At 62.4% G+C, this 22,375-nt stretch carries 20 protein-coding genes and 1 riboswitch; of the genes, 12 read left to right on the forward strand and 8 right to left on the reverse strand.

Annotated elements, in window-relative coordinates:
• The coding region (locus H6B51_RS11550; protein ID WP_204883835.1) for an RsiV family protein at positions 1-529 on the forward strand (529 nt) is incomplete at its 5' end.
• Between the two features lie 114 nt (positions 530-643).
• On the opposite strand, the gene H6B51_RS11555 is transcribed toward H6B51_RS11550, so the two are convergent.
• On the reverse strand, positions 644-1,561 hold the full coding sequence (locus H6B51_RS11555) for a zinc ribbon domain-containing protein (RefSeq protein ID WP_204883836.1): 918 nt from the start codon (positions 1,559-1,561) through the stop codon (positions 644-646).
• A 428-nt stretch (positions 1,562-1,989) separates the two neighbouring features.
• Here H6B51_RS11555 and H6B51_RS11560 point away from each other — a divergent pair, with 428 nt between their 5' ends.
• Both H6B51_RS11560 and H6B51_RS11565 read left to right on the forward strand, forming a co-directional pair.
• Positions 1,990-5,664, forward strand: a complete 3,675-nt coding sequence (locus tag H6B51_RS11560; protein ID WP_204883837.1) for a phosphoribosylformylglycinamidine synthase — start codon at positions 1,990-1,992, stop codon at positions 5,662-5,664.
• Between the two features lie 222 nt (positions 5,665-5,886).
• Positions 5,887-6,468: a Crp/Fnr family transcriptional regulator gene (locus H6B51_RS11565; protein WP_204883838.1), complete on the forward strand. Its 582-nt coding sequence runs from the start codon at positions 5,887-5,889 to the stop codon at positions 6,466-6,468.
• A 59-nt stretch (positions 6,469-6,527) separates the two neighbouring features.
• Here the strand turns inward: H6B51_RS11565 and H6B51_RS11570 are convergent, their stop codons facing one another.
• Entirely contained in the window at positions 6,528-7,703 is a 1,176-nt protein-coding gene (locus tag H6B51_RS11570) for a cation:proton antiporter domain-containing protein (protein ID WP_204883839.1), read from the reverse strand.
• Between the two features lie 51 nt (positions 7,704-7,754).
• Positions 7,755-7,827, reverse strand: a riboswitch (Fluoride riboswitch).
• 81 nt (positions 7,828-7,908) lie between these two features.
• Between H6B51_RS11570 and H6B51_RS11575 the strand changes: the two genes are divergently transcribed.
• The gene (locus H6B51_RS11575) at positions 7,909-8,676 is read left to right on the forward strand and encodes a TatD family hydrolase (RefSeq protein WP_204883840.1); all 768 of its coding nucleotides are present in this window, start codon (positions 7,909-7,911) and stop codon (positions 8,674-8,676) included.
• Between the two features lie 79 nt (positions 8,677-8,755).
• A complete protein-coding gene (locus tag H6B51_RS11580; RefSeq protein ID WP_204883841.1) occupies positions 8,756-9,373 on the forward strand; it encodes a TatD family nuclease-associated radical SAM protein in 618 nt (205 codons plus the stop codon).
• Positions 9,374-9,532: 159 nt separating this feature from the next.
• On the opposite strand, the gene H6B51_RS11585 is transcribed toward H6B51_RS11580, so the two are convergent.
• Positions 9,533-9,769, reverse strand: a complete 237-nt coding sequence (locus tag H6B51_RS11585; RefSeq protein WP_204883842.1) for an HPr family phosphocarrier protein — start codon at positions 9,767-9,769, stop codon at positions 9,533-9,535.
• Positions 9,770-10,169: 400 nt separating this feature from the next.
• Here H6B51_RS11585 and mtaB point away from each other — a divergent pair, with 400 nt between their 5' ends.
• On the forward strand, positions 10,170-11,486 hold the full coding sequence (gene mtaB / locus H6B51_RS11590) for a tRNA (N(6)-L-threonylcarbamoyladenosine(37)-C(2))-methylthiotransferase MtaB (RefSeq protein ID WP_204883843.1): 1,317 nt from the start codon (positions 10,170-10,172) through the stop codon (positions 11,484-11,486).
• On the opposite strand, the gene H6B51_RS11595 is transcribed toward mtaB, so the two are convergent.
• Positions 11,464-12,030, reverse strand: coding sequence for an FUSC family protein (locus tag H6B51_RS11595; protein WP_204883844.1), 567 nt, complete (start codon positions 12,028-12,030; stop codon positions 11,464-11,466). The genes mtaB and H6B51_RS11595 overlap by 23 nt on opposite strands.
• A 74-nt stretch (positions 12,031-12,104) precedes the next feature.
• On the opposite strand from H6B51_RS11595, the gene thyA reads away from it, so the two are divergent.
• From thyA to htpG, 6 genes are all read left to right on the forward strand, one after another.
• Positions 12,105-12,935 (forward strand): thymidylate synthase, encoded by an 831-nt coding sequence (thyA, locus tag H6B51_RS11600; RefSeq protein ID WP_204883845.1) that lies wholly within the window; start codon positions 12,105-12,107, stop codon positions 12,933-12,935.
• Between the two features lie 12 nt (positions 12,936-12,947).
• Entirely contained in the window at positions 12,948-13,427 is a 480-nt protein-coding gene (locus H6B51_RS11605) for a dihydrofolate reductase (protein WP_204883846.1), read from the forward strand.
• Positions 13,427-14,002, forward strand: coding sequence for an NUDIX hydrolase (locus tag H6B51_RS11610; RefSeq protein WP_204883847.1), 576 nt, complete (start codon positions 13,427-13,429; stop codon positions 14,000-14,002). The genes H6B51_RS11605 and H6B51_RS11610 overlap by 1 nt, the downstream gene beginning before the upstream one ends.
• Positions 14,003-14,338: 336 nt before the next feature.
• Positions 14,339-15,709: a tRNA uridine-5-carboxymethylaminomethyl(34) synthesis GTPase MnmE gene (gene mnmE / locus H6B51_RS11615; RefSeq protein WP_204883848.1), complete on the forward strand. Its 1,371-nt coding sequence runs from the start codon at positions 14,339-14,341 to the stop codon at positions 15,707-15,709.
• A gap of 10 nt (positions 15,710-15,719) precedes the next feature.
• Positions 15,720-15,893 carry a hypothetical protein gene (locus H6B51_RS11620; RefSeq protein ID WP_204883849.1) on the forward strand — a complete coding sequence of 58 codons (174 nt, stop codon included), beginning with the start codon at positions 15,720-15,722 and terminating at the stop codon, positions 15,891-15,893.
• Positions 15,894-16,035: 142 nt separating this feature from the next.
• Positions 16,036-17,958, forward strand: coding sequence for a molecular chaperone HtpG (gene htpG / locus H6B51_RS11625; RefSeq protein WP_204883850.1), 1,923 nt, complete (start codon positions 16,036-16,038; stop codon positions 17,956-17,958).
• Between the two features lie 100 nt (positions 17,959-18,058).
• Here the strand turns inward: htpG and H6B51_RS11630 are convergent, their stop codons facing one another.
• From H6B51_RS11630 to ybaK, 4 genes are all read right to left on the reverse strand, one after another.
• Complete coding sequence (locus tag H6B51_RS11630; protein WP_243421272.1) at positions 18,059-19,981, reverse strand: Ig-like domain-containing protein; 1,923 nt, start codon at positions 19,979-19,981, stop codon at positions 18,059-18,061.
• Between the two features lie 317 nt (positions 19,982-20,298).
• Positions 20,299-20,769, reverse strand: a complete 471-nt coding sequence (locus H6B51_RS11635) for a hypothetical protein (protein ID WP_204883851.1) — start codon at positions 20,767-20,769, stop codon at positions 20,299-20,301.
• An 85-nt stretch (positions 20,770-20,854) separates the two neighbouring features.
• Positions 20,855-21,685, reverse strand: a complete 831-nt coding sequence (locus H6B51_RS11640) for a DUF4358 domain-containing protein (protein ID WP_204883852.1) — start codon at positions 21,683-21,685, stop codon at positions 20,855-20,857.
• Positions 21,686-21,763: 78 nt separating this feature from the next.
• Positions 21,764-22,237 (reverse strand): Cys-tRNA(Pro) deacylase, encoded by a 474-nt coding sequence (gene ybaK / locus H6B51_RS11645; protein ID WP_204883853.1) that lies wholly within the window; start codon positions 22,235-22,237, stop codon positions 21,764-21,766.
• Between the last annotated feature and the right edge of the window lie 138 nt (positions 22,238-22,375).

Raw genomic sequence — 22,375 nt, forward strand, 5'->3', positions numbered from 1 at the left:
GATCTCCACCCGCATCGATCAGGTGCTCCAGGAGGCGGAGGACCGGGCCCGGGAGACCAGACAGGCCTATGTGGATACCGGCGGGGACCCGGAGGATTTTATGCCCATTGCCATCAGCGTGGACTATGAGATCAAGTGCCAGAACGACCAGTATCTCTCCTTTGTCCTTACCAAGACAGAGACCCTGGCCTCGGCTTATACCGAATATTACACCTATAACATTGATCTCCAGGCGGGGAAAGAGATAACACTTCGTGATATTTATGGATCGGATTATAAAAATATCATCAATACCGCCGTTTCGGAGGAGATCGCACGCCGGAGCCAGGAATCCGATATGATCTATTTTGCTCCGGATCAGGGGGGGTTCCAGACCATCGCCGACGACCAGCGGTTCTACCTGGACCAGGACGGCACACCGGTGATCGTTTTTGAAAAATATGAGATTGCCCCGGGCTATATGGGAGAACAGGAGTTCCGTGTCCCTGTGCCCGGGCAGGGAGACAGCGTACTCCAGGATAAGGAGTAGACCGCCGTTGCATCCGATAAAACGGGGCCTGCCGCGCACGCGCGGCAGGCCCCGTTTTATTTTGTGGGAAGGGCAGCGGAGGCTGTTCGTTCTGTAACAACAAAAACAGATGGCTCAGTCCAGCTGACTTATTGCCTGCATGAAGATGTCCTCAAAATTCTCAATGTTAGCGATCTCCATGGCCTCGCCAATGGTGTGACTTTCACCCATGACACTGATGGAGATCGCCTTCACCGCGCCACCCATGGCCTTGGTGGCCACAAAATAGCCGATCACCACAGTGATCAGGGCCACCACGATGTAGAGGATCCAGGTCTTGGCGGAACTGTCCGTGGTCAGAGACTGTACGGAGAGCACTCCCGTGATGGCCCACGCCAAAAGGGCGCCCACGAAGAAAAGGAGACCCAGATTCAGGTTCAGGAAAAACAGAAGGAAGCTGATGAGCAGCAGCACGGTGACGAAGGTGCTGTGAGCGCCACAGACGATGAGCACGTCCTGGAAGCCGCAGGTGACGCCGGTGAGCTTGCACAGGGCAAACAGCAGGGCGGCGAAGACCAGGATGGCTACCACGGCGATGAGGATACCGAACAGCAGGCTCATGAAGAAGGAGGGGCCGATCTTGGGTATGGAGCTGTAGGAGGAAAGGCTGGTCATACCCATAAAGCTGAAGATCAGATCCTTGATGGTGTTGCACACGCCGGACAGGAAAGAGAACAGCACCAGGCCTCCCACGATGGCCTGGATGACCAGCAGGATCAGGGGAACGGTCAGGCTGTGCTGATCCAGCAGGGTTTTGGCCGCGGCGGCGGGATTCTGCATGTAGTCCTTCAGGAAGGACACAGAGCTCTGGGTAGCGGCCCTTGCCGCGGCCCGGGCGGCGGCGGCGTTGGCGGCAGCGGCCGCCGCGGCGTTGGACGCGGCGGTGGATGCGCCGGAAGAGGCGGACCCTGCGGGCGCGCCAATCTGGGCGCCGCAGGAGCTGCAGAATACAGAGTCATCCGGCAGCTGGGTACCACATTTTGGACAATACATAACACACACTCCTTGGCGAAGCCCAGGCCCTGTTAAAAATGGGTATATCGCCAATATTTAAACAAGGCCTGACCGGTCTCCGCACAAATTCCTCCGGATGTCGGATCCAAAGGTCTATTCTTCAATATAGCACAATCTCCCATCAAAGTAAACACTTTGGCGGTGTCAGAACAATGGGCAGAAGAAGCGGGGCCCTCCGGGGACTTTTCCGGCAATTTTCCCAAAGCCTCCGCCCGGGCGGTGATTCTCTATTGCCGCTGAGTGCGTTGCCGTGCTATAGTTAAAAGAGAGACAAACCCGGCCTATGGCCGGGCAAAACCGGTGTGCCGCCCTGCCGGGCGGCCCCGCGGGGCAGGATGGAGCCTCTCCATCCGCGGGAGCCGGACACATTACAGAAGCCGCCCATGGCGGCGGAACGGGGGATTTCTATGGGGAAGGTATTTCGCTGCTTTGTGGAAAAAAAGCCGGGCTTTGACGTGGAGGCCGGTCATCTGCTCTCCGAGCTCACCGGCACTCTGGGGGTGACCGGACTTGCCGGGGTGCGGGTGATCCGCCGGTACGACGTGGAGGGGGTGGAGCAGGAGGCCTATCAGGCCGCCCGGACCACCATCCTGTCCGAGCCCCAGGTGGACGACCTGTGGGACGAGACCATGCCCGCCCCTGAGGGGGAGCACGTGATCCTGGCGGTGGAGGCTCTGCCCGGCCAGTATGACCAGCGGGCGGACTCCTGCGCCCAGTGTGTCCAGATGCTCACCGGCGGCGAGCGGCCCATGGTGCGGGCGGCCACGGTGTACGTGCTGTCCGGCGCCCTGTCCGACGGGGACATCGCCAAGGTGAAGGGCTACCTCATCAACCCGGTGGAGAGCCGGGAGGCTGTGCTGGACAAGCCGGACACCCTCCGCCAGCAGTACCCTGAGCCTGGAGCGGTACCGGTGCTGGAAGGCTTCACCGCCCTGGATCAGAAGGGGCTGGAGGAGCTGCTGGAAGGGTACGGTCTGGCCATGGACCTGGCGGATCTCACCTTTCTTCAGGCCTACTTCCGGGACGAGGAGAAGCGAGATCCCACCCTTACCGAGGTGCGGGTGGTGGATACCTACTGGTCCGACCACTGCCGCCACACCACCTTCTCCACCCACCTGGAGGGGGTAGACATTGCCGAGCCCCAGGTGAAGGAGGCCTATGACCGCTATCTGGCCGCCCGGGTGGAGGTCTACGGGGAGGAGAAGGCCGCCAAACGGCCCCAGACCCTGATGGACGTGGCCACCATCGGCACCAAGGTGCTGAAAAAGCGGGGCCTGCTCCCCGAGCTGGACCAGAGCGAGGAGATCAATGCCTGTTCTATCCACGTCCCATCCCTGGTGGACGGCAAGGAGCAGGACTGGCTCTTGATGTTCAAGAATGAGACTCACAACCACCCCACCGAGATCGAGCCCTTCGGCGGCGCCGCCACCTGCATCGGCGGCTGCATCCGGGACCCTCTCTCCGGCCGGGTGTACGTCCACCAGGCTATGCGCCTCACCGGCTGCGGCGACCCCGGGGTACCGGTTGAGAATACCCTGGAGGGCAAGCTGCCCCAGCGGAAGATTGCCCAGACCGCGGCGGCGGGCTACTCCTCCTACGGCAACCAGATCGGCCTGGCCACCGGCCACGTGGCCGAGCTCTACCACGAGGGCTACATCGCCAAGCACCTGGAGTGCGGCGCGGTGGTGGGAGCCGCCCCCGCCGACCATGTGCGCCGGGAGGTGCCTGCCCCCGGGGACGTGGTCATCCTGCTGGGGGGCCGCACCGGCCGGGACGGCATCGGCGGGGCCACCGGCTCCTCCAAGAGCCACAACCTGAAGAGCCTGGACACCATGGCCTCCGAGGTGCAGAAGGGTAACGCCCCTGAGGAGCGCAAGCTCCAGCGGCTCTTCCGGGATCCCAACGTGACCCGGCTCATCAAGCGGTGCAACGACTTTGGCGCCGGCGGCGTCTCCGTGGCCATTGGCGAGCTGGCCGACGGCCTGGCCATTGACCTGGACGCCGTGCGTAAGAAATACGACGGCCTGGACGGCACCGAGATTGCCATCTCCGAGTCCCAGGAGCGGATGGCGGTGGTGGTGGCCCCGGAGGACGCCCAGACCCTGATGGACTTCGCCGCCATGGAAAACCTGGAGGCCTACCAGGTGGCCACCGTCACCGAGAGCCCCCGGATGGTCATGACCTGGAAGGGCCAGACCGTGGCCAACCTGTCCCGGGCCTTCCTCAACACCAACGGCGCAGTGAAGTACGCCCAGGTCCAGGTGGACCAGGTGTCCGCCCCCAAGGGGGACAAGAAGTTCCGTACCCTGCGGGAGATGGCCGCCAGCCTGAAGTCCGCCTCCCGCCGGGGTCTCACCGAGCGGTTCGACGGCTCCATCGGTGCGGGCAGCGTGCTCATGCCCTTTGGCGGCAAGACCCAGCGCACCCCCGCCCAGGCCATGGCCGCCCTCTTCCCCGTGGAGCCTGACCAGGAGACCGATCAGGCCAGCGTGATGGCCTGGGGCTGCGACCCGGATCAGCTGTCCGCCGATCCCTACGCCGGGGCCCGCTCCGCGGTGTACACTTCTGTAGCCAAGCTGGTGGCGGCGGGCGCCGACTATGAAAAGGCCTATCTGACCCTCCAGGAGTTCTTTGAGAAGCTGCGCACCGATCCCCAGCGGTGGGGCAAGCCCTTTGCCGCTCTGCTGGGCGCCCTGGACGCCCAGCTGGAGCTGGGCTGCGCCGCCATCGGCGGCAAGGACTCCATGTCCGGCTCCTTCCTGGACCTGGATGTGCCCCCCACCCTCATCTCCTTTGCCATTGCCCCCATCAAGGCCGGGGAGGTGCTCTCTCCCGAGTTCAAGTCCGCCGGCAAGCCGGTGTACCTCTTCACCTCTGAGGACAGCAAGTCGGCCTGGACCACCTTCCATGCCCTCCATCAGGCGGGCAAGGTGGAGGCTGCCTGGGCGGTGGAGAACGGCCTGGGCGAGGCGGTCATGAATATGGCCTTCGGCAACGGCATCGGCTTTGCCAGCGTGGACACCGATCTGGACTGGGATACCCCCATGCCCGGCGCCATCGTGGCCCAGCTCACCGGGGACTGTGACGGCGGCCTGCTCATCGGCCACACCACCGCTGAGGCGGTCATCACCGTCAATGGCGACTCCGCCCCCATTGATGAGCTGCTCTCCCTCAACGAGTCCGTGCTGGAGAAGGTCTATCCCACCCGGGCGGGCAAGCCGGCCCCTGTGGAGCCCATCTCCTGGACGGAGCGCTCCCCCGCCGTGTGCAAGAGCAAGGTGGCCCGGCCCCGGGTGGTCATCCCTGTATTCCCCGGCACCAACTGTGAGTACGATTCCGCCCGGGCCTGCCTGCGGGCGGGGCTGGAGCCCGAGATCGTGGTGGTGCGCAACCTGACCGCCGCCGGGCTGGAGGACTCCGCCAAGGCCCTGGAGAAGGCCATCCGCAAGGCACAGATGGTCTTTATCCCCGGCGGCTTCTCCGGCGGCGACGAGCCCGACGGCTCCGCCAAGTTCATCTGCTCCTTCTTCCGCAATAGCGCCATCACCGACGCGGTCCACGACCTGCTCAAACACCGGGACGGCCTGATGCTGGGCATCTGCAACGGCTTCCAGGCCCTGGTCAAGCTGGGCCTGGTGCCTTACGGCGAGATCCGGGACATGGACGACAGCTGCCCCACCCTGACCTACAACCTGATCGGCCGCCACCAGAGCCGGTACGTCACCACCCGGGTGGCCTCGGTCAACTCCCCCTGGATGCTGAAGTCCCAGGTGGGCGACCTCCACGCCATCCCCATTTCCCACGGCGAGGGCCGGTTTGTGGCCCCCCGGGATGTGCTCTCTGCCCTCATCGCCAACGGCCAGGTGGCCACCCAGTATGTGGACGCCGCCGGGGTCCCCTCCATGGATATTGATGTGAACCCCAACGGCTCCGCGCTGGCCATCGAGGGCATCTTCTCCCCCGACGGCCGGGTATTCGGCAAGATGGGCCACTCGGAGCGGTACGGCGCCTTTGTGGGCCGGAACATCCCCGGCGACAAGCACCAGCCTCTGCTGGAGAGCGGCGCGGAATACTTTAGATAATATGCGAAAACTGCCATGGCACGCCAGGAAACTGGCGCGCCATGGCAGTTTATGGTTAAAATAGTTCCTTAAATTTGAAAAAATTAACGTGAGATAATGTAACTTTCAGGGAAGATATGGTACAATAGGAAAAATGTCTGCGGGCACCCGATGCTGTGGGCAATCAGTCTAACAGCGCGGCGGCGATGTTTGCTCCGCCGCGTGGCTAATGGGGGGATAGACATGCAGGCAAGGGAATTGTTTCAGGACGTTTTTGAGCTGACTGACCAGACCATACTTCAGCGGCTGGAAGAAGCCTCCCAGGTGGTGAGTCTAAAGAAAGGTCAGTTCCTGTGCAAGGAGGGGGAGATTCCCGCCAAGCTGGACTTCCTGCTATCCGGCCTGCTGCGGGGCTATTTCCTGGATGCCAACGGCAGGGACATCACGGACTGCTTTGCCTATGAGGCGGGTTCGCCCGCCATGGCCTGTCTGGGCCTTGGGGAGCCCACCAGTATCAGCATCGAATGTCTGACTGATTGTCAAGTGGTGGAGGTGCCCATCGCCCTGGTTACGGAGCTGTTGGAGGAGTACCCTCAGTTGTACCAGCTGTATACCAAAATGTTGCTAAAGGCCCTGGCGCAGCACTGGGGCGTAAAGACGGCCATGCATCAGTATGATGCCACCCGGCGCTACCAGTGGTTCATGCGTACCTATCCCGGGCTTCATCAGCAGATCTCCGGCAAGCATATCGCCTCCTTCCTGGGCATGACCCAGGTGACCCTTAGCCGTCTGCGCCGGACCCTCCGGGAAAGCGGCCAGCTCTGAGACCTACATATCATAATACGGTGCCCTGGGCATGTCCCGGGGCACTTTTTGCGTTTGGCCTACTTGTCCCGGGTGAGCAGCTTGCGGTAGGTCAGATCAATGGCAAAGGCCCCCAGGGGAGCGGTGACCAGGATGGCGATCACCGCCACGGTGAGGACGATCTGGCCGCAGCCCAGGCCCATGGCCAGGGGCACCCCGCCGATGGCGGCCTGGACAGTAGCCTTGGGCAGATAGGCCAGCACAGAGAACAGCCGCTCCTGGCGGTTCAGGCGGCTTCCGGCCACGCACAGCAGCACCCCCAGGGCCCGGAAGCACAGCACGCCCAGCACCGTGGCCACAGCAGCCAGTCCAGCGGCGGCGGCGTAGGGCAGGTTGACCTCCGCTCCTACCAGCACAAAGAGCATGATTTCCGCTCCAACCCACAGCTTTCCGAACTTGGCGGTAAGCCGCTGGGCCACCACCAGCCGCCGCCGGCGCAGACCCAGACCGGCCCCCAGCACCGCCAGCAGGCCGGAGAAGGGAACGGGAATCACATCTTCCAGGGCCACCAGCAGGAAGGCCAGGCCCAGCAGGAGGACCACCTTTGCCGAGTCCCGCATGTGGAACTGGGCAAAGAAGGTGGCCAGCACATAGCCCACCCCCAGGCCAAAGACGGCCCCCAGGAGGATGGACACCGGCACCCCCGCCAGGGCGGCAGGGGAGAAGGCGCCTCCCTGGGCCATGCCGGTGAAGGAGGTGAACAGGACGATGACGAACACGTCATCCACCGAGGCCCCCGCCAGCACCATCTGGGGGATACCCTTGGCGGTGCCGTAGCCCTCCTCCATCAGACGGAGCATCCGGGGGACGATGACGGCGGGGGACACCGCCCCCACCACCGCACCCATAATGGCGGCGTCCAGGGGGCTCACCCCCAGCAGCCGGGGGGCCAGTACCACCATGCCCAGCATCTCAAAGGTGGCGGGAAGAAAACACATGAGGATGGCGGGTCTCCCCGCCCGGCGCAGGTCGGCCAGATCCAGACTCAACCCTGCCCGGGTGAGGATGATCACCAGGGCCAGCTGCCGCAGGTCGGCGGAGATGTCCAGCAGGGCGGGGGAGAGCAGGTTCAGGACATAGGGACCCAGTAAAATACCTGCCAGCAGCATCCCCACCAGGGAGGGCAGCCGCAGGCGTACCGCCAGAGCACCAAGAGCCAGGCCCAGCAGCAGGACGAAACCCAAACTAGTTAACATAACACACAACACCCTTTCCAGAGGGCACAAAAAAAGCCAATGCCCCCTGCAACATATGCAGAAGTCATCAGCCAGACGGCGGTTTGGGCTTACGCCCCGGGAGGACCTCATCCCCGTATCACAGCGGCAGTATAGCACAGGGACCACCCCTTGTCAACAGGGGAAAAAGGGAGTATGATGAGAAAAAACACAGCGGGAGGCCCCTATGATCTTTGATACCCACGCCCATTATTACGACGATGCCTTTGACGCCGACCGGGACGCCCTGCTCTCCTCCTTGCCGGAGCGGGGGGTGGACCTGGTGGTGTGCCCCGGGTGCGACCTGGACAGCGCCCGGCAGTCCCTGGCTTTGGCGGAGCGGTACCCCTATCTCTACTTTGCCGCCGGCTTCCATCCGGAAAACCTGGAGGGGGCGGAGCTGTCCCACCTGGACCAGGTAAAGGCCCTGTGCGCCCATGAGAAGTGCGTGGCGGTGGGTGAGATCGGCCTGGACTACTACTGGGTCAAGACCCCGGAGGACCGGGCCCGCTCCCGGGACTTTTTTGACGCCCAGCTCTCCCTGGCGGAGGAGCTGGATCTGCCTGCCATCGTCCACGACCGGGACGCCCACAAGGACTGCATGGACATCGTGAAGGCCCATCCCAACGCCCGGGGGGTGTTCCACTGCTGCGCCCTGGGTCCGGAGGACGCCAAACGGGCGGTGGACTGGGGCTGGATGCTCTCCTTCACCGGGAACATCACCTTCCACAATGCCCGCCGGGCCCCGGAGATCCTCACCTGGCTGCCCCTGGACCGGCTCATGCTGGAGACCGACGCCCCCTACATGGCCCCCGAGCCCTACCGGGGCCGCCGGTGCGACTCCACCCTCATCCCCCTGATGGCGGAGAAGGTGGCCCAGCTGAAGGGCCTCACCCCGGTGGAGGTGCTGGTGGCCACTCTGGAGAACGGAAAACGGTTCTTCAGCATCGGTTGACGGTAGGGCCCGGTACGCTGAAATTGGGTAGGGGGCGGCCTCCGGACGCCCCGGGAATCTGTGAAAAGGAGTCGATCTTATGGAGACCATTTCCTACGAATATGAGGGCGCTTTGTACGTCAACCTCACCAACAAATGCGACTGTTCCTGCGTCTTTTGCCTGCGGCACAATGGCCACAAGGGGTCCATCTACGCCGACGATCTGTGGCTGGAGCACGAGCCCAGCCGGGAGGAGGCCCTGGAAAACCTGCTGGCCCGGGACTATACCCAGTACCGGGAGCTGGTGTTCTGTGGCTTTGGGGAGCCCATGTACCGGGTGGAGGATATCCTGTGGCTGGTGGACCGGCTGAAGGAGCAGGTCAAAAACCTGCCCCCGGTGCGCATCAACACCAACGGTCACGCCAACCTGATCCACGGCCGGGACGTGACGCCGGAGCTGGCCGGGCGCATCGATACCCTCTCCATCTCCCTCAACGGTTCCACGGCGGAGGAGTACTGCGCCGTCACCCGGCCAAGGGACGGGGAGAAGGCCTGGGAGGCCATGCTGGACTTCACCCGAAAGGCCGCCGCCCACGTGCCCCAGGTAGTCATGACCATCGTGGACAAGGACAAGACCCCGGAGGAGATCGACCGCTGCCGGGCCATGGCGGAATCCCTGGGAGCCACTCTCCGGGTGCGGGCCTACATCCAGGACTGAAAACGGGTTGCTGCAAAATCAAATGCACCTGTCATTCTGAGCCCCGCAGGGGCGAAGAATCTTTCCGTGACGGACAAACCGGCAGAAAAGATCCTTCGCTTACGCTCAGGATGACAAAAGTTGGGCCTGTTGCGTTATTTTGCAACAGGCCCCTTTGCGTCACTTGGCCAGCAGATTCTCCACTGCCTGGCGGAAGGCCTCCCGGTCTCCCTCCCCTCCATGGACCCGGATGGTCACCGGGTGGGAGAGGTCCAGGGAGAACAGCCCCATGATGGATTTGCCGTCCACCACGTAGCGGCCGGCGCACACGTCCACCTCGCAGGGGGAGCGGGTGGCGGCATTGACGAACTGGCGGACCTCCTCGATGGAGGCAAGGGAGAGCTGAAATTCTGACATGAGGCACCTCCTGGAGCGGATTTTTATCTTGAAATGCGGTGGGATTCCCGTATAATAGGGAAAGCACCATATTGCTTTTATTATAATACGTACTGAACAAAGCCACAAGCCTTGAAAACCAAGGCTTTCAAGACCAGATGGCTTTGTTCAAGTGCAAGATTTTTAGACAATTTTGTCCAAAAAACCTTGCACCTTCCACTGACGCGTTTCGACGCGCCAGTGGAAATACGCATTGTAACAATGGCTGAATTCCATAAAAGCGGCTCTTCTGAGCCGTTTTTATGGAATTGCGCGGCTGCCGCCGCGTGAATAAACCGATTTTCGGTTTATTCGGCAGACATTATTATAGTCACAGGTGGGGCTTTTTTCAACAGGAAAGCGCCCACGGAGAGGAATTCCTATGCGCGCTGCCATCTACACTCTGGGCTGCAAGGTCAACCAGTACGAAACCCAGGCCATGGAGGCCGAGCTTACCCGCCGGGGCCACACCCTGGTACCCTTTGACGGGGAGGCCGACGCCTACATTATCAACACCTGTACCGTTACCGCTGTCAGCGATAAGAAGTCCCGGCAGATGATCCGACAGGCCCGCAAGCGATCCCCTCACGCCATTGTGGCGGTGTGCGGCTGCTACGCCCAGACCGATCCCCAGGCAGTGGAGGCCCTGGAGGTAGACCTGGTGATGGGCACCAACGACCGCATGGGTTTTCTGGACCGGCTGGAGGCCCTGAGTCCTGACGGGGGCCAGGTGGTGGCGGTGGACGACGCCCTCCGCCGCCGCGCCTTCGAGCGGCTGCCCGCCGGAGGACTGGAGGGCCGCACCAGGGCCATGCTGAAGGTGGAGGACGGCTGCGTCAACTTCTGCTCCTACTGCATCATCCCCTACGCCCGGGGGCCTATCCGCTCCCTGCCCACCGCTGAGGCCGCTGCTGAGGCTGCCAGGCTGGCGGAAGAGGGATATCAGGAGCTGGTACTCACCGGCATTGAGATCTCCTCCTGGGGGCGGGACCTGGAGGGGAAGCCGGAGCTCGTGGACCTCATCGAGGCGGTGTGCGCCGCCGCCCCGGGCTGCCGGGTGCGGCTGGGTTCTTTGGAGCCCAGGACCATTACCCAGGACTTCTGCCGCCGGGGGGCGGCCCTCTCCAACCTGTGCCCCCACTTTCACCTGTCCATGCAGTCGGGCTGCGACAGCGTATTAAAGCGGATGAACCGGAAATATGATACCGTGCGGTATTATGAGAGCGTCAGATTACTGAGGGAATACTTTGACCGCCCCGGAATCACCACGGACCTCATCGTGGGTTTCCCCGGAGAGACCGAGGAGGAGTTTGAGCAGACCCTGGAATTTGTCAAAAAGTGCGCCTTCTCCGCCATGCACATCTTCCCCTATTCCCGTCGTTCCGGCACCCCCGCCGCCGCCATGGCCGGGCAGTGCCCCAACGCCGTGAAGGAGGACCGGGCTCACCGGGCGGGAGAGGTGGCCCGTGGGCTCCACCAGACCTGGCTGGAGAGCTGGGTGGGACAGACCCTGCCGGTGCTCTTCGAGGAGGAGAAGGAGGGGCTGTGGCGGGGCCACGCCCCCAACTACACCGAGGTGTTTGCCCCCGGAGAGGGATTACACAATGTGATCCGGGATGTAAAAATAACAGGCCTTCATGGCGAAGGCCTGTTGGGTGAGGTACTGGAGGGGCCGGTCATCGCTGGAATTTTGCCTTAAATTTTTCTGCCCAAGGCTCCAGCCGCTCCCGGGGGAGAAGGTAGTTGATGAGCAGGGACATGGCCACCCCCATGGCAGTGTCAAACATCCGGTCCAGGGCATAGGACACGTAGGTGTCCACCGGGGTGTTGAAGAGCACGATGCACAGCACCACGCCTCCGGGCTGTACTGCCCCCACCCAGAAGAACTGGGCCAGGATGATGAGGATCACCACCCCCACGAACAGGAGGGGTACCAGCAGCAGCCGGCTCTCCCCATCGGGGTAGAAGATCAGGTAGATCCGGAACAGCCCCATCCCCAGCAGGCCGCCGATGATGGTGCCGAAGAGCCGGTTGCCCCCGTGGAGCTTGGAGTGGTCCATGTTGGCCCCCATGCCAAAGATGGCGCCGATACAGGCGAAGGTGGGGTTGCGCTCACTGAGGAAGAAATAGTAGAGCAGGGCGCACAGGGAGGCGGACAGGGCGGTTTTCAGGTTGCGCAGGCCGATGTGGAAGCGAAACTGATGGGATGTGGTGGCGGAGCCGGAAGCGGGTGCATCGTTCATGGTACTGGTCACACTCCTGATACGTTATAATTGGAAGAAAAACGCAAATTGCGATGATACATGGGAGGTACGCTATGAGCCGCGCCGACGAGCTGTTTATTCAAAATTGCAAAGATATCCTCTCCCACGGGGTGTGGGACACCGATCAGCAGGTGCGCCCCCGGTGGGAGGACGGCGCCCCCGCCCATACGGTGAAGAAATTCGGGATCGTCAACCGGTATGACCTGCGGGAGGAGTTTCCCGTCCAGACCATCCGCCGAATGGCTTTCAAGAGCGCGGTGGACGAGCTGCTGTGGATCTGGCAGAAGAAGTCCAACAACATCCACGACCTGAACAGCCACATCTGGGATGCCTGGGCCGACGAGAGCGGTTCCATCGGCAAGGCCTACGGTTATCAGCTGGGGGTGAAGCACAAATACCCCGAGGGAGAGTTTGACCAGGTGGACCGGGTGCTCTACGATCTGAAGCATAACCCGGCCTCCCGCCGGATCATGACCAACCTGTACAACCATCACGACCTCCACGAGATGGCACTTTACCCCTGCGCCTACTCCATGACCTTCAACGTCAGCGGGCGCACCCTCAACGCCATCCTCAACCAGCGGTCCCAGGATATGCTTACCGCAAACGGGTGGAACGTGATGCAATACGCCGCCCTGGTCCACATGCTGGCCCAGGTGTCCGGTTTGGAGGCGGGAGAACTGGTCCATGTCATTGCCGACGCCCATATTTATGACCGCCACGTGCCGGTGGTAGAGGAGATCATCGCCCGTACTCCCTATGAGGCCCCCAAGCTGTGGATGGACCCGGCCGTCACCGATTTTTACTCTTTTACCAAGGACAGCTTCAGGCTGGAGGGCTATCGGTTCCACACCCTGGACCAGCCCATTCCGGTGGCGGTATAAGGAGGAGCGATTATGAATCTCATTGCGGCGGTGGACCAAAACTGGGCCATCGGCAAGGACGGGGATCAGCTGTGCTACATCCCCGCTGATCTGAAACGGTTCCAGGCCCTCACCACCGGCCACGCCGTCATCCTGGGCCGCAAGACCCTGGCCACCTTTCCCGGGGGCCGGCCCCTGAAAAACCGGATCAATCTGGTGCTCTCCCGGGATACCTCCTTCGCCCCGGCGGGGGCGGAGGTGTTCCACGATCTGGACAGCCTGCTGGCCGCAGCCCCGGCGGATGCCTTTGTCATTGGGGGAGAGAGCGTGTACCAGGCCCTGCTGGGCCGGTGCCACAGGGCCTATATCACCAAGATCGACAGGACCTGGCCCGCTGACGCCTTCTTCCCTGACCTGGACGCCGATCCCGCATGGCGGGTGGTGGAGGAGGGGGAGCCCCAGGCCCATGAGGGGTTGACCTTCCGCTATGTGACCTATGAGAGGGTGAAGTGATGTATCGGGAGGAAATCGAGGCCTATGTGCCCCAGACCCAGCAGGAGGCTGGGGACAAGGAGATGATCCTGGACTATTTGCGACGCTTTCCCGGGGATATCCTCACCCGGGCCAACAAGATCGCCCACTTCACCGCCTCCGGTTTTGTGGTCAACGCCGGCTGCACCAAGGTGCTCATGGCTCACCACAACCTGTACCAGGTGTGGGCCTGGACCGGCGGCCACGCAGACGGGGACCCGGACCTGCTGGCGGTAGCCCTGCGGGAGGCACGGGAGGAAACCGGAATAGAGCACGTCCGCCCCCTCAGCCCCGCCGTGGCCTCCCTGGATATTCTGCCGGTGTGGGGCCATGTGAAGCGGGGGGAGTGGGTGCCCTCCCACCAACACCTGAACGTTACCTATCTTCTGACGGCGGATGAGGCCGATCCCCTCCGACACCGGGAGGGAGAGAACACCGGGGTGGCCTGGCTGCCAGCGGACCGGCTGTTGGAGCTCACCCAAGAGTGGCAGATGGACGGAGTGTACACCAAGCTGCTGGAGCGGGCCCGGGCTCTGTGCCTGGTTACCACAGGGTAATCCTATCATGGCTGCCCGGGGGGCGCAAGAGGTTCCCGTGGAAAATGATGAAATTTTTTTATGCAAGCTAATAAAGATTTTGTTTCACTAATTTGTATTTGGCAGGGTGTATACAAAACCATATGCAAAGAGGAGACGAATCTGCCGGTGGGAAAACTCCGCTCCCGCAGGGTTTTCCACATTGTCCACAGGGTTTTCCACACTTGTCCACATCGGTGGAAAACGGGAGATATTCATCTTTCAGGTGACATAAAAAACGTCAAGGGGAAATTCAACGGCAGAATCGCCAAAGTTTTACCCGGGCTTGACACAAGGGACACAAGGGAGGAACACGCCATGTCTGATACCATTGCGGCTATCGCCACTTCGCCGGCGCCCAGCGCCATTGGCATCCTGCGCCTCAGCGGGCCGGAGGCGGTGGCGGCCGCTTCGGCGGTGTTCCGCCCCGCCAACGGGAAGGCCCTGGAGAACTGCCCGCCCCATGCCCTGGTGTACGGCACCCTGTACGGCCCCGACGGGGCCCCCATTGACCAGGCCCTGGCCACCTACAGCCGGGGTCCCCACAGCTACACCGGGGAGGACACTGCCGAGCTCCAGTGTCACGGCTCACCTGCGGTGCTGGCCCTGGGGCTGGAGGCCCTCTTTGCTCAGGGGGTCCGGCAGGCCTGGCCGGGGGAGTTTACCCGCCGGGCCTTCCTCAACGGCCGGCTGGACCTGACTCAGGCGGAGGCGGTGGCCGATCTCATCGACGCCGAGACCCCCGCCGCCGTGCGTCAGGCGGCAGGCCAGCTGTCCGGGGCTCTGAGCCGCCGGGTGGCCGCCATCTACGACGGTCTGGTGGATCTGCTGGCCCACTTCCACGCTGTGCTGGACTACCCCGATGAGGACATCGATCCCTTTCGGGCGGACACCATCCGTGCCGGGTTGAGCCGGGCGGAGGGGGAGCTCAAGGCCCTGCTGGCCACCTATGACCGGGGGAAGTACATCGCCGGCGGGGTGCCCTGCGTGCTGGCCGGACGGCCCAACGCGGGCAAGTCCTCCCTCCTCAACGCCCTGGTGGGATATGACCGGGCCATCGTCACCGATATTCCCGGCACCACCCGGGACACGGTGGAGGCCAAATGCGTGCTGGGGGGCGTGTCCCTTCGGCTCATCGACACCGCCGGTATCCGGGACACCGACGACGCGGTGGAGCGCATAGGGGTGGAGCGCAGCAGGGCTGCCCTGGAGGAAGCCGCTCTCATCCTGGTGCTGTGGGACAGCTCCGCCCCGGTGGGGGAGGAGGATGTGGCTTTGCTGAAGCAGGCCATGGCCCAGGCCCCCACCATTTTGGTGTGGACCAAGGAGGATCTGTCCGCCGCTTCCTGTCCGCCTTTGGAGCTGGATCCCATGCCTCCCATGGTGGAGGTGAGCGCCAAAACCGGCCAGGGGCTGGGCAAGCTGGGGGAGCTGGTGGCGGAGCGTTTTCCCACGGTTGGCGCCGGGGCGGCGGGGGAGCTGCTGTCCAACGCCCGGCAGGCCGGAGCCGCCAAGCGCGCTCTGGACAGCGTGGCCCGGGGGTTGGCCAGCCTGGAGCTGGGAGTCACCCCCGATGCCCTCCTCACCGATGTGGAGGAGGCACTGTCCGCCCTGGGGGAGCTTACCGGTTCCAATATCCGGGAGGACATTACCGCCCGGATCTTTGAGCGGTTCTGCGTGGGGAAATAGGAGGAACACCATGGACAGGCTGAAAAAAGGCATTGCGGTACTGGGTGTGGCCCTGCTGGGCTTTGGGTTTTACACCGAGGACAACCTGTGGGCCTTTCTGCTGGGCCTGGCGCTGGTGCTCCTGTGCGTGGCCTCCAGCAAAAAGCTGCGGGACTATGTGGCCGCCCTGCTGAACTGGCTGTGAGGCCGGCTCTATTTGTAAACAATCCTTGAACCCCCTTGCAATTTTGCGCACGAAGGATTATGATAGCGTTAGCACTCGGATAAGATGAGTGCTAACGCTATGTTTTTTAAAAACACTTCATATACAGGAGGCATCCACCATCATGGAGAAAAAGCAATTCCAAGCGGAGTCCCAGCGGCTGCTGGACCTGATGATCAACTCCATCTACACCCACAAGGAGATCTTCCTTCGGGAGATCATCTCCAACGCCAGCGACGCCATGGACAAGCTGGCCTACAAGGCCCTCACCGACGATAAGGTGGGAGTGGACCGGTCCCAGCTGAAGATCGTCCTCACCCCCGACCAGATCGCCCGCACCCTCACTATCAGCGACAACGGTATCGGCATGACGAAGGAGGAGCTGGAGAGCAACCTGGGCACCATCGCCCGCAGCGGCTCCCTCCAGTTCAAGGAGGAGCTGGCCAAGGGGGAGAAGACCGAGGGGGACACCACCGACATCATCGGGCAGTTCGGCGTGGGCTTCTACTCCGCCTTCATGGTGGCCGACAAGGTCACCGTCACCTCCAGGGCCTACGGCTCCGACCAGGCCTGGCGGTGGGAGTCCGACGGGGCGGACGGCTACACCATCGAGCCCTGCGAGAAGGAGACCGTGGGCACCGACATCGTCCTCCACATCAAGGCCAACACCGAGGACGACCACTACGACGAGTACCTGGAGCAGTACCGCCTGTCTGAGCTGGTGAAGAAGTACTCCGACTATATCCACTACCCCATTGAGATGCTTATGCACAAGTCCCGCCAGAAGCCCCGGCCCGAGGATGCCGGCGACGACTACAAGCCGGAGTGGGAGGACTACGACGCCTGGGAGACCCTCAACTCCATGGTGCCCCTGTGGCAGCGGCCCAAGAGCGAGGTGAAGGCGGAGGAGTACAACCAGTTCTACAAGGAGAAGTACGGCGACTGGGAGGACCCCCTCTCCGTGATCCACGTGTCCGCCGAGGGCATGGTGGAGTATAAGGCCATGCTCTATATCCCCTCCCACGCCCCCTTCGACTTCTACACCCGGGAGTACCAGAAGGGCCTGCAGCTCTACTCCTCCGGGGTGCTCATCATGGACAAGTGCGCCGACCTGCTGCCCGACCACTTCCGGTTCGTCAAGGGCGTGGTGGATTCCCAGGACTTCTCCCTGAACATCTCCCGTGAAATGCTCCAGCACACCCGGCAGCTGAAGATCATCGCCACCAACCTGGAGAAGAAGATCAAGAGCGAGCTGCTCAAGCTCCAGAAGGAGGACCGGGAGAAGTACAAGACCTTCTGGAAGGCCTTCGGCCCCCAGATCAAGATGGGGGTGGTGGCCGACTACGGCGCCCACAAGGAGCTGCTGAAGGATCTGCTGCTCTTCTTCTCCTCCAAGGAGGGCAAGCTCACCACCCTGGCCGAGTACAGGGAGCGGATGGCTGAGGACCAGCAGTATATCTACTACGCCTGCGGTGAGGACGTGGGCCAGCTGGCCAAGCTGCCCCAGGCCGAGCGCATCCGGGACAAGGGGTACGAGATCCTCTACCTCACCGCCGAGGCCGACCAGTTCGTGGTCAACGCCCTGGGGGAGGTGGACGGCAAGGCCTTCAAGTCGGTGGACGACGACGACGCCCTGCCCCGGACCGATGAGGAGAAGGCCGACCTGGAGAAGAAGGCGGAGGAGAGCAAGGAGGTGCTGGACTTCCTGAAGGAGACCCTGGGAGAGGAGATCAAGGAGGCCCGGGTGTCCCAGCTGCTGAAGAGCGGCGCCGTCTGCCTCACCGCCGACGGCCCCATCACCCTGGAGATGGAGAAATATTTCCAGAAGGTGGATCCGGAGAACGCCGGCACCATGAAGGCCCAGCGGGTGCTGGAGCTCAACCCGGAGAGCGAGGCTTTCGCCGCCCTGAAGCGGGCGGTGGCGGAGGACAAGGAGCTGGCCGCCAAGTACGCCAGGCTGCTCTACGCCCAGGCCCAGCTCATCGCCGGCCTGCCCCTGGCCGACCCGGCGGGGTATACCGAGCTGGTGTGCTCCCTGATGAAGTAAATATATAACAGGCAAGGGGTCCTGCTGCGTTAGTTTGCAACAGGACCCCTTGCCTTATTTCAGTTTATCTCGGGCGGAGTCAGTGGTTCCGGGGACGGGATCAGATGTAGGTGTACCCAAAGTCATGGGAGAGCGTGAGGCATCTCCCCTGCTCCACCGTGACCGTATCCGTGACAATGTTCTGGAAGCCAAGGAACAGCTTCAGGGTTTCCAGGTCGTCGCTGTTAAAGTATTTTCCGAAGATCTGGTCGATTTCGGCACTCCAGCCTTCTTCATTGGTGAATCTGTATCCGGATGTGGTATTTTTGGAGACGATCAGGCACCGGTAGGTTCCGGCGGGGACCCGGTCGCCAAAGTCGAATTCGCCGTACCCGTTGCATTTGGTGACCAGGATCCCGCTCTCGTAATCCATCCCCGATGCCAGCATGGCAGCCAGTTTGTTGTCGTAGTTGATGACGTCGTCGTTATCAGGAATGAGCATGATGCTTGAGCCGTCGTCTCCGCGGACGCCCACGAACTCATTGTACTTCCAGGTGACCGTGCCCTTCACCTGGCCGTAGCCTTTGGTGGTGCCTGTGCCGCCGGGGGTGCCGGCGTTGGCGTCGGACAGGCTGCCGGCGGTGCCGGGGGCGCACAGCACCCAGTGGACGGAATCTCCTTCGTTATAGGGCACCCGGAGCAGCAGGTCGCCGGCGTTCTTGTTCATGAGCAGCCCGATGACCACCTTTCCGGTGGCGCCGGGGTAGAGCTCCACATCGTAGATGCCGTAGCCGCTGAAATAGTTACTCAATGTGGCCGTATCCGCCACATTGACACGGCTGCCGGAGGTGGCGAAAAAGGTGTCATCATAAATAATCTTCGAGGCCTCCAGAACCTCTTCTTCGCCCTCACAGGAGACGTAGGTTACATCAAATTCCAGGAAACGCCACTCCTGGTTGGCGTTGGGCGTGTCGTTGAATTGGTTCTCCGACTGGGCCAGGGCGGCGGCCGCGTCGCCGGAGAGCTCGCCCACGCAGTTGATGCGGATGTTTTTCACCGGATAAAAGGAGTATTCCTGATAGGGGATGGTCACCGAGCCGTCCGCCTTGTAGGGGTTGGCCAGGGTACCCATCTGGCTGACGGTGACGGTGCAGGTAGCGGTCTTGCCGTTGGTGGTGGCGGCGGTGATGGTGGCGCTGCCCACCGCCTTGCCGGTGACCACGCCGCCCGAGACGGTGGCCACGTCGGTGTTGGAGGAGGTCCAGGTCACCGTCTTGTCGGTGGCGTCAGAGGGGGAGACGGTGGCGGTGAGGGTCTCTGTGGCGCCTACGCCCAGACCCAGGGTGCTCTTGTTCAGGGTGATGCCGGTGACGGCATGCTCCAGGACAAAGCTCCTGCGCAGGTCGGGCACGGCCATCCGGGCCACAATGGCGGCCACCGAGGAGCGGCCGATGGTGGTCTCGGGAGCAAAGGTGCCGTAATTGTCGCTGCCGGTCAGGATCCCCGCCCGGTAGAGCATGTAGATGTCGTCATAGTTGGCGGAGCCGGCGGCCAGGTCGGGGATCTCTCCGTCCTCCACCGTGTTGATGGCGGGCAGGGCCTCGGCGGGCAGGGCCCTGGCCAGGATGGCGGCAAACTCCCGCCGGGTGGCGTTGGCGTTGTAGTCTGCAAACTGGCCCTGGGTGATGATGCCGTTTTCCAGGGCATAGTCCACGTACACCTGGTACCAGGGGTCACCCTGGACGAAGCTGCCCTGGCCGGTGTAGTAGATGCTGTGGAGCCGGCAGGCCAGGGCGATGGCGGAGCCGATGCTGATGCTGCCGTCGGGGGAGTAGGTGGAGCCGCTGGTGCCCAGCATCAGGCCCAGCTCATAGGCGGTCTGGACGCTTTCCATATACCAGGCCCCGGCGGTCAGGTCGGTAAATTTGCCCTCAAAGTCGTCGTATTCGGGCTGGAAGGACTCCATGCCCGCCGCCAGGGCAGGGGATATGGCGCCCAGTACCAGTACCAGGGCCAGCAGCGTGCTCAGGATACGTTTTTTCATGCAGATTCCTCCTTTTCGCGCCCGGCTTCCGGTCCGTATCCAGGCCCTGCCGCCGGACAGATCCTTAAGTTAATCTTAAAGCAGCGGAGCCCCCTTGTCAAGATACCGAAGCAAAAAATGAGAACTTATTGATATAAAATAAAAGAATATTTGAAAAAATAACGCGGTATTTGAAACAAAAACACTATGCAAGCTGCATAGTGTTTTTGCCGGGGACGGCATGAAAACGGAAAACGGCGCAAATATGACGGCAGTTTGCCCAAAAAGCAGGGACCCCGCTGCCGATCCGGCGGCGGAGTCCCTGGGCGGGTTTTCGGTCAGCCCCTGGACAGGGCCTTCCAGATCTTCTTTTGGTTGGGCAGCATTTTCCGGGGCTTGGTGCGCTTGGCGTACCGCTCCGCCAGCTCCTGCCGCCGCTGGGCGGCCAGGAAGGAGAGCAGGGGCTGGGCGCTCCCCTCCAGGGCGGCCAGGGAGAACTCCAGCATGTGGTCTCCTGGCATGGGGTAAAACAGCATCAGCTCCAGGGCCTGGGCGGCCAGGGCGTCGGCGTCCTCCGGGGGACAGCCTGTCAGCTGGGCGGCCAGCCCCTCCGCCAGCCCGGCCACCGCCGGGGCGAACTCGTCCATGGTCTGGGACAGGCGGGGGTTGCCGTAGGGGCTGATGAAAAAGGCGAAGGCCTCGCCCACGTCCACGGCGCTGCGCTGGGTCAGGGCCTCCAGAAAGCTGGCGTAGCAGGCCCGCAGCTCCTCCAGGGTCTGGGCGGCGGTCCCGATGGGAGTTTGTTCCATGGTGATCCCTCCTTATCAGCATTATATCGGCACTGGGGCAAAAAAACAAGGCCCCGCAAAAGCGGAGCCTTGCAAAAAGAGCGGATCAATCCTGGGCGGCTACAAAGTCCCGGAAGAGCTGCTCCCCCTGGTCGGCGTTCTCGCCGATGAGGAAGAGGAAGTAGCCGTTCTCAAAAACGGTGCGGGCGTCCTGCACCTTGGGCAGGTGCTGGGACAGGTACCAGGAGAAGGTGTCCTCCTGGCTCTGCCGGTAGGCCTCCAGGGCGTCGGCCACCGCCTGCTGGTCTGCGCCCTCCGTCAGCTTGCCCACCACCACGGTGTCGGGGCTGGTGATCATGGGGAAGAAGGCTACAATCTCCTCAAACTGGTCCACAGGGATCTTGTAAGCCTCGGCCAGCAAAGTCTCATCGGCCCGCATACCAAAGGATTCGGAGACATCCTGAATGGAATAGGCCAGCTTCACCAGGGGATCGTTGTTGGGGGTGGTGATGTCCACGGCGGAGTCAGCCCAGGTGACGGAATAGCCCTCCAGGGCGGTCAGCACGTCGGAGGAGATGAAGGTGACGCCGGCGCGCACCTCTACTCCTTCCACCTCCAGCGGCTCGTCGTTAAGGGTGACGGAGTTGTCGGCAAAGTTCACGGTGATCTGGTCGCTGCCGAAGGTGAACCAGCCCTGATTGCCCTCCTGATCCCAGTAGGCGCTGCCGTGATCGGCCTCGGCCAGCAAACGCATGGGCAGCAGGCTGCCGTCCACGGCGGGCAGTTTTTCAGTGTCCAGGGCCTCTCCGTTGAGCGTGATGGAGGTGGGATAAACCTGGGCGGAGATGAGGATGGGGGTCTCCTCCGCGGCCAGCGCGGGGAGAGTCATGGCTCCGGCCAGAGTAAGGGCCAGAGCGGCGGCGCCGAGCTTTTTCATAGGTGGTGTCCTCCTTGCGGAATTGTTTTCACCACCTTAGACGGGGCCGCGGACAAAAGGTTCCCTCTGTTCCCAAAATTATTTTGCCACCGGGGCAAAGCGCCCCCGGACCAGGGCCGCCAGAGGAACGGGAGCCAGCTCTACCTGGGCGCCGATCTTTCCGGCGCTGACGGTGATGGTGTCCAGCGCTTCGGCACTCTGGTCAAATACGGTGGGGAACTGCTTTTTCATCCCAACCGGGGAACAGCCCCCGTGGATATATCCGGTGAGGGGAAGCAGCTGGGCCTGGCGGATCATTTCGATGGACTTCTCAGCCACAGCCTTGGCCGCCGCCTTCAGATCAAGCTCCTTTTCCACCGGCACCACAAAGACGTAGTATTTTTTGCTGGCGCCCTGGGTCACCAGGGTCTTGTATACGGTGGACGGGTCCTTGCCCATGAGGGCGGCGGCGGTGCCTCCGTCCAGCACGCCCTTGGGGTCAAACCAGTGGGGCGTGTAAGGGATCTTTTTCTGGTCCAGGACCCGCATCACATTGGTCTTTTCTTCCGACATGGTTGCATCGCTCCTGTGGTTTGGTATAAGATAATGTCTGATGAATAAACCGAACATCGGTTTATTCGCGCGGCGGCAGCCGCGCGATTCCATAAAAACGGCTCAAAGGGCCGCTTTTATGGAATTCAGCCATTGTCA

Source organism: Pseudoflavonifractor phocaeensis (genome assembly GCF_016901955.1).
Lineage (GTDB): Bacteria > Bacillota > Clostridia > Oscillospirales > Oscillospiraceae > Flavonifractor > Flavonifractor phocaeensis_A.